Consider the following 16,283-nt stretch of genomic DNA (forward strand, 5'->3'; position numbering starts at 1 on the left):
GCGGCGGCATGACACCGATCGAACTGCGACCGCTGTTCACGATCAAGGCCGAGGTCACGGCACCGGCCCAGTTCGTGGGCGCCGTGCCGCACGGCTACACGCGGCGCGTGATGTGCGTGAGCGGCGGCCGCTTCGAAGGCGAGCGGCTGCGCGGCCGGGTGCTGCCCGGCGGCGCCGACGTGGTGCTCGAGCGGCCCGATGGCGGCCTGCACCTCGACGTGCGGCTGGTGCTCGAGGCCGAGGGCGGCGGGCTCGTCTACATGACCTACAGCGGACGCCGCAACGGGCCCACGCCCGAGATCATGCGCAAGATCGTGAATCGCGAGCCGATCGCGCGCGGCGAGGACTACTTCCGCGTCGCGGTGCAGTTCGAGACCGCGGCACCGGGCCTCGAATGGCTCAATGACCGCATCGCGGTCGGCACCGGCACGCGCGAGAGCGACGGGCCCGTGTACGACGTGTGGGAAGTCGCATGAAACGCTTCGAGGCCAGGGCCGCCATCGTGACCGCCGCGGCCTCGGGCATCGGCCGCGCCATCGCGCTGCGGCTGCATGCCGAGGGCGCGCGCGTGCTCGCAGTCGACATCAACGCCCAGGGGCTCGCGCAACTGCCGCGCGACGAGCACCTGCAGGTCTTCGCCGCCGACGTCACGGCCGACGGCGCGCCGCAGGCCATCGTCGACGAATGCATGGAGCGCTTCGGCGAGCTGCGCGTGCTGGTGAACAACGCGGGACTGGGCAACTGCCCGCCGTTCCACGAGACCACCGACGACGACTACCGCAGGTTCGCCGACATCAACCAGAAGGCCACCTTCATGGTCACGCGCGCGGCCTTTCCGGCGCTGATCGCGGCGCGCGGCGTGGTGCTCAACATCGCGTCCACGCTGGGGCTGGTGGGCTACCGCCGGCAGGCCGTGTACTCGATGGCCAAGGCCGGCGTGATCGGCCTCACGCGCAACCTCGCGGCCGACTATGCCGACCAGGGCATCCGCGTCAACGCGATCGCACCGGGCATCATCGCCACGCCGCAGACCGCGGGGCGGCTGAACACCGCGCGCTTCCAGGCCACCATCGTCGGCACCACGCCGATGGGCCGGCCCGGCCTGCCCGAGGAGGTGGCCGGCGCGGCCGCCTTCCTGTGCAGCGACGACGCGGGCTACGTCACGGGCCAGGTGCTGGCCGTCGACGGGGGGCAGACCACGAGCGCCTACATCAGCGAACCGCTGGTGCAGTGCTGGGCCGAGGCCCATCCGGACCGCTGAAATCCAGGAGTCTTTTCATGCGCATCGCACTCATCACCGGCGCCGCTGGCGGGCTGGGGCTGGCCAGCGCCCGGCGGTTGGCCGAGGACGGCCTGACCGTCGCCGTGGCCGACCTGCATGTGGAGGCCGCCGAGCGTGCCGCCGCCGAGCTGCCTGGCAAGGGCCATATCGGCCTGGGCTGCAACGTGGCCGACGAGGACAGCGTGCGCGCCGCCTTTGACACGGTGCAGGAGAAGCTCGGCAGCGTGGGCGTGCTGGCCTGCTTCGCGGGCATCCTCAGCGCGCAGCCCGCGCCGGGGCGGCTGCCCACGGTCGACATCACGCTGCATGAGTGGGACACCGTGCTGCGCGTGAACGCGCTCGGCACCTTCCTCTGCGTGCGCGAGATGCTGCGCCGCTGCTGCGGCCAGGCCGTCGAGCATGGCCGCATCGTCACCGTCGCCTCGCTCGCGGGGCAGATGGGGGGCATGCAGAGCGGCGCGGCCTACAGCGCCTCGAAGGGCGCGGTGCTCGCGCTGTCGAAGGTGGTGGCGCGCGAGGCCGCCGCGCTGGGCATCACCGTCAACACCGTGGCGCCGGGACCGATCGACACGCCGATGCTGCACCAGACCGTCCCCGAGGCGCAGCGCGGCCAGAAGTACCTCGGCACCGCGGCCGTGCCGCTGGGCCGCATCGGCACGCCCGAGGAGATCGCGGCCGCGGTGTCCTACCTCGTGTCGCCCGGTGCCGGCTTCGTGACGGGCGCCACGATCGACGTCAACGGCGGCATGTTGATGCGCTGACTGCTTCCGCTTCCAAGAACAAACACCCACGCCAGGAGACTTCCCGATGAATGCCATTGCCGGTTGCCCCTTTCATGCGGGGACCTCGCCGTCCGCCGACTTCAAGCCCTACTTCAGCCCCGAGCTGCATGCGGCCTTCGAGACCCAGCGGCGCGACGAGCCCGTGTTCTGGTGCGAGGAGATTGGCTACTGGGTGCTCACCAAACACGCCGACGTCTACAGCGTGCTGCACGACGGCGCGCGCTTCTCGTCGCAGAACACCACGCGGCCCGTGACGCCGATGCATCCCGATGCGCAGGCGATCCTCAAGGAGGGCGGCTATGCGCAGACCGGCAGCCATTCGAGCCTCGACGGCGCGGTGCACAAGCGCATCCGCGGCGTGACCGGCCAGGTGCTGAACCTGCGCGAGTTCGTCAAGCTCGACGGCCATATCCGCCGGCTCGTGAACGAGGCCATCGACCGCGTCGAGGGCAAGGATGCCGTCGACCTGCTGCGCGAGGTCAACTACGAGCTGCCGGCGCAGGTGGTGTTCAAGGTGCTGGGCATTCCCGACTCGGACATTCCGAACGTCAAGCATTGGGCCGGCGCGCGCAGCGTGATCGACTTCAGCCCCGCCACCCATGCCGAGCAGCTCGAGGGCGCGCGCAACATGGTGGCGTTCTGGCAGTACTGCACCGAGATGGTCCGCGAGCGCGAGAAGCATCCGCAGGACGACTTCACCAGCCGCATGCTCGAGATCCGCAATGGCGACGACGCCGTGATGACCATTCCCGAGATCATCACCCACACCTTCGGCGTTGCCTTCGCCGGCCACGAGACCACCACCAACCAGCTCACCAACACCTTCCGCAGCCTGCTCGAGAACCGCGAGCAGTGGGAAGCGCTGTGCGCCGATCCCTCGCTCGCGGCGAACACGGTGGAGGAGGGCATGCGCTATGCCGGCGCCGTGATCGGCTGGCGCCGCATCGCGCTCGAGGACGTGGAGTTTCGCGGCGTGACGATCCCCAAGGGCGCGCCCATCGTGCTGTCCTTCGCCTCGGCCAACCGCGACGAGGAGGTGTTCGAGAACCCGCAGCGCTTCGACATCCGCCGCGCGAATGCGCGCAAGCAGCTCACCTTCGGCAACGGCGTGCACTTCTGCCTGGGCGCGCCGCTCGCGCGGCTCGAGATGAAGATCGTGTTCGAGGAGTTCGCCAAGCGCTTCCCGCGCATGCGGCTGGTCGAGCCCGACCGCGCAACGCATCTGCATACCTTCGTGTTTCGCGCGCCGAGCGCGCTGGAGGTCACGCTGCGATGAGCGCGCCCGTGTTCGAAGGCCGGGTGGCGGTCGTCACCGGCGGTGCCAGCGGCGTGGGGCTGGCGCTCGCGCGGCAGCTGCTCGAGGCCGGCGCGCGCGTCGCCATCGTCGACCGCGACGAGGCCGCGCTGGACCGCGCGCTCGAGGGGCTCGATGCGCGCGATGCGATCGGTGTCGCGGCCGATGTCGCGCAGGAGGCCGACGTGCGGCGCTATGTCGATGCCGCACTGAGCAAGTTCGGCCGCATCGACCTGTTCCACAACAACGCCGCCATCGTCGGCCCGCAATCCTCGCTGCTCGAGTTCCGCATGCAGGACTTCGAGCGCATCTTCGCGGTCAACGTGCGCGGCGTGCTGCTCGGCATGCAGGCCGTGGCGCGCGCGATGCGCGACCAGGGCGGCGGCACCATGGTCAACACTGCCTCGGTGTCGGGCCAGCGCAGCAGCCGCGCCGAGGCCGGGCTCGGCGTCTACGGCGCCTCGAAGGCCGCGGTGATCCGCATGACGCAGCAGGCGGCGCTCGAGTTCGCGCCGCTCGGCATCCGCATCAACGCCATCTGCCCGGGACCGATCGACACGCCGCTGTTGCGCAGCACCTTCCTCGTCGACGGCCGCACCGAGGCGCAGGCCGAGGCCGCGCTGAAGCAGCACTTCCTGAACCAGCCGCTCAAGCGCGCGGCGAGCGCGCAGGAGGTGGCGAACCTGGTGTTCTGGCTGCTGGGGCCGCAGGCGAGCTTCGTGACGGGTGGGGTTTACAACGTGGATGGGGGGATGACGGCTTGAGCAGGGGGTGAACCTCTACGCAACGGCGAAGCGAACGGATACATTCGGCGCCTCGGCCCCGGCACCCGCCGCGAGACCGCGCGGAGGATCGCCATGCTTCCCATCGTCGTTGCGCTCGCCGCCACCGTCGTCCTGCTGGTTTGGATGGGCTTCTTCATGATGGGCTCGCTGCCGCTGCTCGTGCTCAAGCACGACACGCCGCTGGACGGACGCTTCATCCGGGGCCTGTTCAACGTCTATTACGTGGCGGTGATCCTGACGGCGAGCGCCGCGGCGCTGAGCTATGTCTGGTCGGGCAAGCTCGTCTTCGCGCTCGGTGCCGCGGTCATCGGGGGGCTCGCCTTCGCCTTGCGGGGCTGGATCATCATCCCGCGCATGGATGAGCTGCGCGGCACGATCCCCGGCGTCGACGCCTCGATCGTCGCGTTCCGCAAGCTGCACATCGCGGGGATGCTGGTGAACGTCGCACAGCTGGCGATGGTGGCCTGGGCACTGACGCAATTGAAGATGTGACGGGGCCTCGATCCGGCGCCCCGATTTGCACGATTTCAACATGTCTTGCACAATAGACGTTGTTTGACTGCAAGGAGGCGCCATGCAGAGCATGACCCTGGAGCAACTCCGCACGGCCTCCGAAGCCGGCGGTGTTTCGAGCGTGACGCTCAAAGGGCAGGGGGGCACGTTTCTCGTTCAGATCGCCACGCGCAACGGTGCCGGCGCCGTTCTGGCGAAGGCCCGCAGCACCGAGCCGCGCCGCTTCGGAAATCCGGCCACCGCACTGAGCGTGCTGCGCGACCTGGGCATCACCGTCGGGCAGTTCGATGCCAGCGAGTGGAATCCGGCCGAGCGGGAGCCCGTGGAGCGTTCCACCGACAATCGTGCGCAGGCCCTGCGCAAGGCGCACGAAGCCGCTGCCTACAACGAGTGGCTGGCCGCGGAAATCCAGGAGGCCGTCGACGACCCCCGGCCGAATCTTTCGCACGATGAAGTGCTGGCCCTCATGGAGGCCGACATTGCGGCCCCGACGGCCGCACGAAAACCCGCCGCGAAGAAACGTGCATGACGCCTTGCCGCATCGAGTGGCGGCCGAAGGCGGTCGACGATCTGCGTGCCATCGTTCGCTACATCGGCAAGGACAACCCCTCGCGGGCGCGCAGCTTCGGCCAGGAGCTGCGCGACAAGACCTTGCCCCTTGCGCAACACCCTGAACTCGGCCGAGGCGGAAGACCCGGGCTGCCTGACCACGTGCGCGAGCTGGTCGTGCACCGGAACTACATCGTGTTCTATCGCGTGCTGCACGAAGCGCGCATCGTCGAGATCCTGCGCGTCAAGCACGCGGCGCAGCAGACGCCCTGACTACCGCTTCGAGTCGAATGTCCTTTGGATCGTGACGAGATCGGGGCGGCCCGAACGCGCTTGATAGAATGAGAACGACTATCAATTGCCTCGAGCAACCGCGCGTGCGGGCCCACTGAAACGAGGCTGGCACCGGCAAGGCATCACGCCTGCCCCCGTCGTCCATCCCGTCGAAGAAAGCCATGGCCCAGAACGCTGTCCCCGCCCTGCAGATCGTCTCCCGCATCGGCGCCGCCGTGCTCGGCGGCTATGCGTTCTCCTGGGGTTTCGTCGCGCTCGGCATCGGGTTGCTGTTCGCCGCGGGCATGCCGTTCCACGATGCCGAGTCGCTCGCCAGCATGCTGGCCTTCCTGGTGTTCCTGGTCGCGTTCCTCTGGGCGTTCTCGGCCGCCAACGTCAAGCGCGTGTGGCTGGTGCTGGCCGGCGGCGGCCTGTCGATGACGGCGGCGGCATCGCTCGTGCAGCGCGCGCTGCTCTGACCCGACCCGAATCGAACCATTCCCGCGAGGAGAGACTTCCGTGTTCCAGAACTTCCGCCTCTCGATGGCCTGGCTCCACACCTGGTTCGGGCTGGTGCTCGGCTTCGTGCTGATGGTCGTGTTCTTCTTCGGCTCGCTGTCGGTGTTCGACCGCGAGATCGACCGCTGGGCGATCCCCGAGACGCGCTTCGAGCCGCAGCGCATGCCCTCGTTCGACCAGGTGCTGCTGCCGCTGTTCAAGGAGGCGAAGCCCACCCCCGCCAACGTCGAGGAAGCGCGCTCGCGCGTGAACGGCCCGATGGCGACGAGCTTCGAGCCCAAGCAGTGGCTGGCCTACACCACGCACCGCGACCCGGTGCTGAGCATCTATTCGGGCTTCATCCTGCCCAACGCCAAGGACCCCGAAGACGGGGTCTGGGGCAACGCCACCATCGACCCGCGCACCGGCAAGACGCTGCCGGAAGACCGGCTGAAGATCGGCAGCGACTTCTTCTACCCGCTGCACTACAGCCTGCACCTCAACTGGCTGAACCTCGGCACCTGGATCGTCGGCTTCGCGGCGCTGGTGATGCTGATCGCGCTGGTGAGCGGCGTGGTGATGCACCGCAAGATCTTCCGCGAGCTGTTCACCTTCCGTCCGGCCAAGCACGTGCAGCGCAGCGCGCTCGACCTGCACAACCTCACGGGCGTGGTCGCGCTGCCCTTCCATTTCATCTTCGCACTGTCGGGGCTGGTGGTGTTCGCGGGCGTCTACTTTCCCGTGAGCCACACCCAGCTCGAGCCGCTGCACGAACTGCACGAGAAGCTCGAGGCCCAGGAGACCGGCCTGCCGCACGACCGCGCGGGCACGCCGGGCACGCTGGCCTCGGTCGACGCGATGGTGGCCGAGGCCCAGCGCCGCTGGGCCAGCCGCGGCATGGCGGGCGAGGTGGGCATGCTCAACGTGCAGCACGTGAGCGATGCCAATGCCTACGTCAGCGTCTACCGCGCGGGCACCGACCGGGTCACGCTCACGGGCGAGGGCATCCACTTCAACGGCGCCACCGGCGAGGTGATCCGCGAGGATCCGGCGCCCACGGTGGTCGCGGGCATCAAGGACTTCCTGACCGGCCTGCACCTGCAGCACTTCAGGCACTGGCTGCTGCGTTGGCTCTATGTGCTGGGCGGGCTGGCCGGCTGCGCCTGCATCGCCACCGGCTTCATCTTCTTCGTCGAGAAGCGCAAGCGCCAGCATGCGAAGCAGGGCCTGCAGGGCGCGCGCTGGGTCGATGCCTTCGCGGTCGCGACGGTGCCGGGCCTGCTGATCGCGACCTTCTCCATGCTGGTCGCCAACCGCCTGCTGCCGGCCGAGCTGCCGCTGCGCGGCAACTGGGAGATCGGCATCTTCGCGGGCGCCTGGCTGGTCTCGCTGCTCCATGGCCTGTGGCGCACCGCGCCCACGGCGCAGGGCCGTCTCGCACCGGCCTGGGCCGAACAGTGCTGGGCCGTGGCGCTGCTGGGCGTGGCGGCGGTGCTGCTGAACTGGATCACCACCGGCGATCACCTGCTGCGCACCATCGGCAGCGGCTACTGGCCGGTGGCGGGCGTCGACCTGTCGGTGCTCGCGGCGGTCTCGCTGGCCGTGGTGGCCGCGCGCATGCTGCGGCGCCGAGCCGCTGAGACGGCCGCGGCCGCCGTCCCCACCGTGTCGGCGTCGAACGGATCGGCGGTGGCCCGTGTCTGAGGCCCTGATGCTCGCGGCCGCGCTGGCCGCCAACCTCGTGGGCGCGGGCCTGTTCGCGCTGTCGATGGACGTGCACTGGGAGCAGGCGCGCCCCGGCACGGCCTACCCAGTGCGCATGGCGCGCGTGCTGCGCGTGCTGGGTGCGGCCTGCCTGGTCGTGTCGTTGCTGCTGTGCCTGCGCGTCGACCATGTCTCGATGGCCTCGCTGGTCTGGTTCATGGCGCTCGCGGGTGCCGCGCTCGCCGTGACCTTCACGCTGAGCTGGCGACCGCGCTGGCTGGCGCCGCTGGTGGCGTGGATTCCCGCGCGGCCGGCGACGACGTCTCGCTGAGCGGCCCGGCGCCTTCCTCGAAGTACACCACCATGCGCAGGTGGCGGTACTCGTCCACCGTCAGCGCCTCGTGCTCGAAGGCCACGCGCCGGCCCTCGTCCAGCAGGGCCGAGATGCCGCGCGAGGGCTGCGGATCGCGCGGCGTGTCCCACCAGCGCCGGAAGTCGGGCGACAGCCGCCGCAGCTGATCGACCAGCGCCAGCATCGCGGGATCGTCGGGCGCGACCGCGAGCTCGCGGCGAAACGCGGCCAGCAGGCGCGGCGCATCCTCCTTCCAGTCCGGCAGGCGCCGACGCAGCTCGGGATCGGCGAAAGCCAGGCGCAGGAAGTTGCGCTGCGCGGGCTCGCGACCCGAGAAGCCGAACAACCGATCGGCGGTGGCATTCCACGCGACCACGTCCCAGCGCAGGTTGGTGACGTAGGCCGGGCGCGTGACCAGCTCGTCCATCATTCGCTGCACCAGCGGCGGGATGCTCGGCCAGTGATAGGCCTCGGCCGAGGGCGGCCGCTGCTGCGCGAGCAGGAACAGGTGGCAGCACTCGGCATCGTCGAGCCGCAGGATCTTGCCGATGCGCAGCAGGAAGGCTTCCGAGACACCGATCTCGCGGCCCTGCTCGAACCACGTGTACCAGGTGATGCCCACGCCCGCGAGCGCGGCCACCTCTTCGCGGCGCAGACCCGGCGTGCGGCGCCGCCCGCCGCTGGGCAGGCCCACGTCCGCGGGCGCGAGCCGCTCGCGATGGGCGCGCAGGAAGGCCGAGAGTTCGGTGCGCGTGCGGTCGAGCGATCTAGATGCCATAGTGCGCCGCCCTTCGTATTGCTGCCAGTAATAGCATGAGAGGAAATATTGTCCTGTTGCCGATCCGTTCCCAGAATGATCGCTCCTTCATCATTCAGGAGTGGTTCGCATGGCTTTCGGTCTCAAACAGCACAACGGCAACAGCGTTGCGACAACGCCGCCGGCGCGCGCGGGCCTCGCCCAATGGGCCGGCCTCGCCATGCTCGCGCTGCCCACGATGCTGCTGGGGCTCGACGTGACGCTGCTCTACCTCGCGCTGCCCAAGCTGGCCGAGGACCTGCAGCCCAGCGCCACCCAGGCGCTGTGGATCATGGACGCCTACGGCTTCATGATCGCGGGCTTCCTGGTCACGATGGGCGCGCTGGGCGATGCGATCGGGCGTCGCCGCCTGCTGCTGATCGGCGCCGCGGCCTTCGCGCTCACCTCGGTGCTGGCCGCCTTCGCGCCCAGCGCCAACCTGCTGATCGCCGCGCGGGCCCTGCTCGGCATCGCGGGCGCGGCGCTGATGCCCTCCACGCTGGCGCTGATCCGCAACATGTTCCTCGATGCACGCCAGCGCGCGCTGGCGATCGGCGTCTGGGCCACCATGTTCGCCTTCGGCATGGCCGCGGGGCCGCTGGTCGGCGGCCTGCTGCTCGCGCACTTCTGGTGGGGCTCGGCCTTCCTGGTGGCGATTCCCGTGGTGCTGCTGCTGTGGATCGGCGGGCCGCTGCTGCTGCCCGAATACCGCGCGCCGGAACGCGCGCGCCTCGACCTCGCGAGCGTCGCGCTGTCGCTGGCGGCGATCCTGCCGCTGGTCTACGTGGTCAAGCAGAGCGCGAAGAGCGGCTGGGGCATTGCCACCACGCTGGCGCTGCTGCTCGGCATCGCCTGCGCGATCGCGTTCGTGCGGCGCCAGCGCGCGCTCGCGAATCCGCTGCTCGACATCGGGCTGTTCGCCGACCGCAGCTTCAGCGTCGCGCTCGGCGTGCTGCTGGTCGGGCTGACCGGCGTGGGCGGTGCGCTGCTGCTGGTGACGCAGTACCTGCAGCTCGTGATCGGCCTGCCGCCGGTGACGGCCGGCCTGTGGATGGCGCCGCCCGCGCTCGCGATGCTGGTGGCCGGCATCGGCGCGCCGCTGGTCGCGCGGCGCGTGCGCCCGGGTTTCGTGATGGCCGCGTCGCTCGCGCTGTCGGCGCTGGGCCACGGCCTGCTCGCGCTGCTGCCCGTGCTGCCCGCGACGCAGGGCCTGGGCTGGGCGGTGGCCGGCTATGCGCTGATCTACCTGGGACTGGGAACGCTGGCCGCGCTGGGCACCGACCTCGTGATCGGCGCGGCGCCGGCCGCCCATGCGGGCTCGGCCTCGGCGCTGTCGGAAACGGTGCAGGAACTCGGGGTCGCGCTCGGCGTGGCGATCTTCGGCAGCCTGACGACCGTGGTTTACCGCGCGGGCATCGCCGAGCATCTGCCGCGCGGGCTGCCCGAACAGGCGGCCCGCGCGGTGGAAGAGGGCCTCTGGAGCGCGACCTCGCTTGCGCAAAGCCTGCCCGCGGGCCTGCTCGACGAGGCCCGGCACGCCTTCGTGGCCGGGCTCGGCGTGTCGTCCGCCGTGGCGGCCGCGGGGATCGCGGCGCTGGCCGTGGTGTCGGCCGTGGCGCTGCGGCGCATCGCGATCCCCGCGCCGCGCGCGCTCAAGCCTTCGCGGAAGGCAGCGCCAGCGGCTTCGGCAGCCGGATGCGGATGAACTCGTTGCCGTCCACCTTGTTCGGCAGGCGCGAGGGCGAGCCGCCGGGGTAGTTGTTGTCGTTCACCAGCATCAGCGTCTGCGCGTCGGCGATCGTGACCACCTCCACGCACTCCATCGGGAAGGCGAAGATGCCGTCGATGGTGGCGTCGCCGCCCAGGCCCTTCGGGTCCTTCAGCGCCATCAGGTCGACGATCTCTTCCTTCTTGAGGTAGCCGCTGCTGTCGACCTGCGCGAGGTCGATCCTGTAGACGCGCTTGAAGCGCGCCGCGTTGCGCCAGGTGCCCGAGGCCGGGAACTTGCCGCTGCGCACGTCGCCCGCGCCGCTGTCCTTCTCGACCACGAGGAACTCGGTGTCGTTGATCGCGACCATGTCGTTGACGCTGTAGACCTCGGTCTCGAGGTTGCCGTCGCCGTTGATGCGCTGGCCGGTGCTGACCTTGTAGGCGTAGACGCGCGGCTCGAAGTTCTGCGAGGCCAGGTCGAACACGCTGATGATGCGGCGCTGCGCGTTGTCGCCGTTCATCTCCTTCTCGTACATCGCATAGAGCTTGGTGCGGCTGGCGTTGATCGCCATGCTTTCCAGGCCGCCCGAACCGCCGAGGTTGGCCACCGAGGTGTTCGACTGGATGTACGGGTTGTTCGGCGTCTGCACCAGTGGATTGCCGCCGATCTTCGCGAGGTTGGGCATCTGCACCTCGCGCGCGACGAGGCGGCCCTGGCGGTCGAACTTCAGCAGGAAGGGACCGAACTCGTCGCCGATCCAGAAGTTGCCCTGCGCATCGATCTGCAGCGACTCGGGGTCGATGTCGTAGCCGGTCAGCAGGCGGCCCGAGACGATCGCCGGGTCAACGGCCAGCGTCTGGCCGGCCGGCGACACCGAGCTGCCCGGGTAGTTGACCATGTCGGCCACGGCCGGATAGCCGAGGTTGCGGTAGGGATCGCTCAGGCGGATATAGCTCTGCGCACTGAAGGACGAAAGCGTCTCGCCGGTCTGGAAGTTGGCCGGGATCACCTGGCCCTTGGCCCAGTTGAACTTCACCGCGTAGATGTGCAGCAGGGCATCGGGCGAGGCGGCGCGGCCGCCGAAGCCGTTGTCCTGCATCGCGTAGAAGACGCCCGGCATGCCGCTGGGCACCATCGCCGAGAAGCCCTGCATCGGCTGCTTGCCCTGGAAGGGCAGGGTGTAGCCATAGGTGTCCCTGGCGCGCGTGTAGTCGCCGCCCGAGATGAACTGGCCCGAGGTCGGGCCGGCCACGTAGCTGTCGGCCGGCAGCACGGCGCGGCCGGTCAGCGTGGGGGCCGTGACCTCGGGTTCGGCCACCGGCGCGGGCGCCGGTGCGGGAGCAGGGGCCGGCGCGGGTGCCGGCACGAAGGGGAAGCCGCCGCTGCTTCCGCCGCCACCGCAACCGGCCAGCAGCGCGCCGCCCGCGCCGAGCAGCAGGCCGCGGCGCTGGATGTTGTTCTTCGATGTCATGTCTGGGTCTTCGCTGCGATTCAGAAGGGCGCCGGTGCCGACGTCATGTCGGTCAGCTTGTTGGTCTGCAGGTCGATCGTGAAGTGCTGCGTGGGCGCGCCCTTGGCGAGCTTCAGCAGGATCTGCATCAGCGGCTTGAAGCGCGCCTGGAACACGGCATGGGCCGGGTTGTCGTTCATCACCTGCTGGCTGCCGTTGAGCGCCAGCGTGGCGCTGGTGCCTTCGAGGGCCTGGGCGATCAGCTTGTACTGGCGCGCGCGGTCGGCCGGGATGTCGGCGAACGCGAGGTCGCCGGCATTGGCCAGGCGCACGAAGTCGCCCGCGAGGTCGATCGCCTTCCACTGGTTGAAGTCCTCCAGCCGCATGCCGCTGGCGCCCGCGAGCGCGCGCGCTTTGGCTTCGGCATCGGCGTAGTCCTTGGCATAGGCCGCCTGCTGCGCGCTGCCGTCGCCGCCGGCGTCGCCCAGGCACGAGAAGAAGGCGCTGCTCAGCAGGCCGCGGTTGCCGGTGTTGCCCAGCTGCTTGAGCGTGACCTTGGTCTGCAGCTGCGACAGCACCAGCAGGTCGGAACCGTAGATCGGGCTCTTCACCAGCTCGCGCATCTCGCAGCGCCAGTCGTCGTTGAGCAGCCGCAGGCGCACCAGCTCCGACATGTAGCGCGTGTTGAACTCGCCGTAGTTCTTCGCGTCGAGCACCGTCTTGTCCCACAGCACGCCGTTGCTGCCGCCCGGCAGTCGGCCCGGGAAGTCGGTGAAGAAGCGGTGTTCCTCGCGGTAGAGGTCGAACAGCTCGTCGAAGCGCGCCACGTTGTCCAGGCGCACGGTCTGCACGTCGATGTGCGTCGCGTCCTTGAAGGTCAGGAGCTTGTAGGCCGGCACGTAGGCCGCCATCGACGGTGCCTGGATGTTCACCAGGCCATGGCCGTCCTCGTAGTTGCGCACGGCCGTGTCGTTGAAGTGCATGTGGCCGCCCACGTGCACCTGCAGGCCGGTGTCGGCCAGCGCCTTGGTCACGTCCTCGGCGGGACGGCGCACCATCTGCATCTTGCCCGCGCCGAGCAGCGCGATGATGTCGTCGGAGGCGCCGTTGAAGAACTCGCTCATCGGGAAATGGCTGAAGGCCACGACCTGCTTGCCCTGCTTCTTGCCGCGTGCCACCACGTCCTTGAGCCACGCGATCACGTGCGGCTTGTGCGTCAGCATCTTGTTGTAGCCGGCGTCGCCCGAGCCGTTGAAGTCGTTGGGGCCGGTGCCGGTGGGCACGTAGACGTTGGCGTCGATGCCCACGAGCCACAGGCCTTCGACCGGCTCGACCAGGTAGCTGGTGTCGGGCACGTCATGGCAGAAGGTGTAGCCGTCCTTCTTGTAGGTGCCGCCCGCGCCCTGCGCGCAAATCTCGAAGGTGCGCCTGCTCCAGGCCGCCTGTTCCTTCGCCTTCGCGAAGTCGTAGTTCTGGTAGCTGTAGCTGCTGTAGGGCGTCTCGAAGTAGCGGTAGCCGGCCTTGGGCATCAGGCCGTGCTGGTCGAGCGCCTCGGTGATGCCCGCGTAGCCCTGTTCCTTGACTTCCTCGGTGCAGTAGCTGCTGTTGACCTTGGCCCATTCGCCGCTGTAGTTGGACGCCGCGCAGTCGCCGTTGCCGCCGCGGCTGTAGATCGGCTGGGGCGCGCCGACGCGGTTGGTCGTGGGGTCGATGCCCAGGTAGTCGGCCTTGCCGCCCGCGCGCTCGAGCGGCTTGTTCGGGTCGTGGTTGCCCGGGGCCGCGAAGAACTGGATGCCGTGCTTGTTCGCATAGTCGTCCAGCACCTTCTTCAGGCCGCGCATGTGCACCGGTTGTCCGTCGTCCGAGAAGTCGCCGGGCAGCGCGATCAGCTTCACGCCGCGCGCCACCGCGTCGTCGAGCGCGGTGATGAAGGCGAAGTAGTTCTCGTTGAACAGGCGCGTCGAGGTCATCTGCGCGTGCATCAGGCGGATCGTCGCGTTGCGGCCCGACTTCGGATTGAACACGCCGGGGAACGAACCGTCCTTGAAGTTGGCATAGACGTCGTGGAAGTGGATGTCGGGCATGAACGCGACCTGCACCGGCGGCGCGGACTCGGCCGGCGGCGGCGTGGTCTGGCCGGGGTTGGAGCCAGAGGGCGGCAGCGGGAGGAAGCCGGCGTTCTGGTTGTCGCTGCCGCCGCAGGCGGACAGCAGCAGCACGGCCGCGGCGACGGCGAGCGTCGAGGTCGCGCGCGCGGTGCGAGGGAAGGAAAAAATCATGAAAAAAGATCCGCGAAAGAAGTGACGAAACGCCCGCCGCCCCAGTGAAGGGGCCGGCGGGCGCGGGGCGGATCATGCGGGGGTCGTATGACCTCCCGGTGGCAGATGCATGACATAGGACGACTGACCGCACACTGACGCCGAAGTGAAAAGTTCGCATCGAACACGCGGCGTCGAAGAGGCTCGCGCGCACCGTGCGAGGGCGGGATCGCTCGTGCCGCGCCATGGCACCATCGCCCCCATGCACGAGCCCTCCCGCCGCATCCCCTACCGCACCTGGCCGGGCGCCCTCGCGGTCTTCCTCGCCATCGCCGCCTATGTCGGCGGCCTGATCTTCTGGGACCGCCACACGCCCGGCGCGCGCCCGCTGCCGGCCGGCGAGACCGTGTCGGTCGGCCATGCGCGCTTCGAGCCCGCGCGCGGCTGGCAGATGGACGTGGCGCGCTCCAAGGCCGGCCGTTCGCTGATGCTGTTCAAGGGCAACCATAAGTTCCTCGTGACCACGCTGCCCTGGGCCGGCGGGCCCGACGGTCCGCTGGTGCGGCAGCAGCGGCTGATGGAGCGCGGCCAGGGCCTGAGCATCGAGGGCGACGTGTCCGACTTCGTCACCATGTGGGGCCTGCAGGGCAAGACCTTCGCCTACTACGGCAGCAAGATCGCCGGCCGCTTCTGGCAGGTGGTGGACCAGCGCCGCAAGTCGCTGGTGCAGATCGACGTCTACGGCGGCAGCGACGGCCTCGACGAAGCCATGGCCGATGCGCGCAGCATGCTCGAGTCGATGGACCTGGAGGCGCCGCTGTGAGCCACGACACCACCATCACCACCACCGCCTTCGACAGCGACGAGTCGCCGTGGCCGGTCGGCACCGACTCCTTCTTCCAGCCGCGCCGTGCCGCCTTCTGGCTGTTGAGCGCGCTGATCGTCAACGGCCTGTTCTACACCGCGCAGATGTTCTCGATGGGCTTTCGCGTGGTGCCCATCACGGCCTTCCTCGGGCTCGTGGTGTGGGGTCTCTACACGCTGGCCTTCCTGCTGGTGTTCCGCACGCTCGACCTGCTCGAGCAGCATCCGCCCGAGGCCTTCGTGCTGGCCTTCGCCTGGGGCGGCATGGGCGCCGTGTACTTCGCCGCGCCGGCCAACATCGCGATCCAGAGCCTGTGCGCCAAGCTGATCTCGCCCGAATTCGTGGCGGCCTGGGGGCCCGCGGTCGCGGGACCGATCACCGAGGAATTCCTCAAGCTAGCGGGCGTGGTGCTGCTGGTGCTGGTGGCGCGCAACCAGTTCCAGACCTACCTGTCGGTGCTCATCGTCGGCGCCATGGCGGGGCTCGGTTTCCAGGTGGTCGAGAACCTGACCTACACCGTCAACGCCTCGATGCGCTTCCCGCTCGAGAACCAGGTCTATCCGGTGCTGCTGAACCTGCTCACGCGCGGACTCATGAGCGGGCTGTGGAGCCACGCGGCCTACACCGCCATCGCGTCCTTCGGCGTCGCGTGGTTCCTGCTGCATCCCGAGCGGCGGCTGGTCACGCGCATCGGCGCCGCCGTGTTGTGCTTCGTGCTGGCCTGGGCCATGCACTTCGTCTGGAACTCGCCGCTGCTCGAGGACTACTTCGACGGCGGCTATGGCGAGATGGCGTTGCTGCTGCTGGTCAAGGGCATCCCGGTGCTGATCGCGGCCTGGCTGTTCTGGCGCGAGGCCGCGCGCGAGAACGGCGCCTACCTGCACGCGCTCGCGGCCTACTTCGTGCCCGAGCGCGAACTGATCCGCGACGACGAATGGGTGCGCCTGGGCCAGCCGCTGGCACGCTGGCGCGTGCGCCGCGAGATGGGCCGGGCCTTCGGCGCCAGGGCGCGGCGGCTCAAGACGCGGCTGCAGCGCGAGCAGCTGCGGCTGATCCGGCTCGCGGGCACCTACGGGCGCGGGTCGCAGACGCTGGCGAGCGAACTGGCGGTGCGGCGGATCCGGGCGGCGCTCGATCCGTTGATTCAGGCGCCGCGCTGAGACCGGGGCTC

The 16,283-nt window shown here is 69.5% G+C and carries 17 protein-coding genes; 14 read left to right on the forward strand and 3 right to left on the reverse strand.

Going from position 1 to position 16,283, the window contains the following annotated elements; all coding sequences use genetic code 11:
* Positions 1 to 8: 8 nt before the first annotated feature.
* From ACODT0_RS01725 to ACODT0_RS01775, 11 genes are all read left to right on the forward strand, one after another.
* Entirely contained in the window at positions 9 to 476 is a 468-nt protein-coding gene (locus ACODT0_RS01725; RefSeq protein WP_296726605.1) for a DUF3237 domain-containing protein, read from the forward strand.
* Positions 473 to 1,261, forward strand: a complete 789-nt coding sequence (locus ACODT0_RS01730) for an SDR family NAD(P)-dependent oxidoreductase (protein ID WP_479669479.1) — start codon at positions 473 to 475, stop codon at positions 1,259 to 1,261. The genes ACODT0_RS01725 and ACODT0_RS01730 overlap by 4 nt, the downstream gene beginning before the upstream one ends.
* Positions 1,262 to 1,278: 17 nt before the next feature.
* The gene (locus ACODT0_RS01735; RefSeq protein ID WP_489040373.1) at positions 1,279 to 2,043 is read left to right on the forward strand and encodes an SDR family NAD(P)-dependent oxidoreductase; all 765 of its coding nucleotides are present in this window, start codon (positions 1,279 to 1,281) and stop codon (positions 2,041 to 2,043) included.
* Between the two features lie 46 nt (positions 2,044 to 2,089).
* The gene (locus tag ACODT0_RS01740; protein ID WP_057597321.1) at positions 2,090 to 3,340 is read left to right on the forward strand and encodes a cytochrome P450; all 1,251 of its coding nucleotides are present in this window, start codon (positions 2,090 to 2,092) and stop codon (positions 3,338 to 3,340) included.
* Positions 3,337 to 4,122 (forward strand): SDR family NAD(P)-dependent oxidoreductase, encoded by a 786-nt coding sequence (locus tag ACODT0_RS01745; RefSeq protein ID WP_261206020.1) that lies wholly within the window; start codon positions 3,337 to 3,339, stop codon positions 4,120 to 4,122. Before ACODT0_RS01740 ends, ACODT0_RS01745 begins: the two co-directional genes overlap by 4 nt.
* Positions 4,123 to 4,215: 93 nt before the next feature.
* The gene (locus ACODT0_RS01750) at positions 4,216 to 4,635 is read left to right on the forward strand and encodes a hypothetical protein (protein ID WP_261206018.1); all 420 of its coding nucleotides are present in this window, start codon (positions 4,216 to 4,218) and stop codon (positions 4,633 to 4,635) included.
* A gap of 82 nt (positions 4,636 to 4,717) precedes the next feature.
* The gene (locus ACODT0_RS01755) at positions 4,718 to 5,185 is read left to right on the forward strand and encodes an antitoxin PaaA2 family protein (RefSeq protein ID WP_489040374.1); all 468 of its coding nucleotides are present in this window, start codon (positions 4,718 to 4,720) and stop codon (positions 5,183 to 5,185) included.
* On the forward strand, positions 5,182 to 5,478 hold the full coding sequence (locus tag ACODT0_RS01760) for a type II toxin-antitoxin system RelE/ParE family toxin (protein WP_489040375.1): 297 nt from the start codon (positions 5,182 to 5,184) through the stop codon (positions 5,476 to 5,478). The genes ACODT0_RS01755 and ACODT0_RS01760 overlap by 4 nt, the downstream gene beginning before the upstream one ends.
* 182 nt (positions 5,479 to 5,660) lie before the next feature.
* The gene (locus tag ACODT0_RS01765) at positions 5,661 to 5,957 is read left to right on the forward strand and encodes a hypothetical protein (RefSeq protein WP_057597325.1); all 297 of its coding nucleotides are present in this window, start codon (positions 5,661 to 5,663) and stop codon (positions 5,955 to 5,957) included.
* Between the two features lie 40 nt (positions 5,958 to 5,997).
* On the forward strand, positions 5,998 to 7,680 hold the full coding sequence (locus ACODT0_RS01770) for a PepSY-associated TM helix domain-containing protein (RefSeq protein ID WP_489040376.1): 1,683 nt from the start codon (positions 5,998 to 6,000) through the stop codon (positions 7,678 to 7,680).
* On the forward strand, positions 7,673 to 8,011 hold the full coding sequence (locus ACODT0_RS01775; protein WP_057598032.1) for a DUF3325 domain-containing protein: 339 nt from the start codon (positions 7,673 to 7,675) through the stop codon (positions 8,009 to 8,011). Before ACODT0_RS01770 ends, ACODT0_RS01775 begins: the two co-directional genes overlap by 8 nt.
* On the opposite strand, the gene ACODT0_RS01780 is transcribed toward ACODT0_RS01775, so the two are convergent.
* Complete coding sequence (locus tag ACODT0_RS01780) at positions 7,932 to 8,810, reverse strand: helix-turn-helix transcriptional regulator (RefSeq protein ID WP_489040377.1); 879 nt, start codon at positions 8,808 to 8,810, stop codon at positions 7,932 to 7,934. The genes ACODT0_RS01775 and ACODT0_RS01780 overlap by 80 nt on opposite strands.
* Before the next feature lie 109 nt (positions 8,811 to 8,919).
* Between ACODT0_RS01780 and ACODT0_RS01785 the strand changes: the two genes are divergently transcribed.
* On the forward strand, positions 8,920 to 10,533 hold the full coding sequence (locus ACODT0_RS01785) for an MFS transporter (protein WP_489040378.1): 1,614 nt from the start codon (positions 8,920 to 8,922) through the stop codon (positions 10,531 to 10,533).
* Here the strand turns inward: ACODT0_RS01785 and ACODT0_RS01790 are convergent.
* Both ACODT0_RS01790 and ACODT0_RS01795 read right to left on the reverse strand, forming a co-directional pair.
* Positions 10,481 to 12,010, reverse strand: a complete 1,530-nt coding sequence (locus ACODT0_RS01790) for an esterase-like activity of phytase family protein (RefSeq protein ID WP_489040379.1) — start codon at positions 12,008 to 12,010, stop codon at positions 10,481 to 10,483. The genes ACODT0_RS01785 and ACODT0_RS01790 overlap by 53 nt on opposite strands.
* A 20-nt stretch (positions 12,011 to 12,030) precedes the next feature.
* The gene (locus ACODT0_RS01795; RefSeq protein WP_489040380.1) at positions 12,031 to 14,268 is read right to left on the reverse strand and encodes a metallophosphoesterase; all 2,238 of its coding nucleotides are present in this window, start codon (positions 14,266 to 14,268) and stop codon (positions 12,031 to 12,033) included.
* Between the two features lie 241 nt (positions 14,269 to 14,509).
* On the opposite strand from ACODT0_RS01795, the gene ACODT0_RS01800 reads away from it, so the two are divergent.
* Both ACODT0_RS01800 and ACODT0_RS01805 read left to right on the forward strand, forming a co-directional pair.
* Entirely contained in the window at positions 14,510 to 15,070 is a 561-nt protein-coding gene (locus tag ACODT0_RS01800) for a hypothetical protein (protein WP_057594117.1), read from the forward strand.
* Positions 15,067 to 16,272, forward strand: a complete 1,206-nt coding sequence (locus tag ACODT0_RS01805; protein ID WP_489040381.1) for a PrsW family intramembrane metalloprotease — start codon at positions 15,067 to 15,069, stop codon at positions 16,270 to 16,272. Before ACODT0_RS01800 ends, ACODT0_RS01805 begins: the two co-directional genes overlap by 4 nt.
* Positions 16,273 to 16,283: the final 11 nt, after the last annotated feature.

The sequence above is a fragment of the Variovorax sp. FG153 genome, assembly GCF_057809595.1.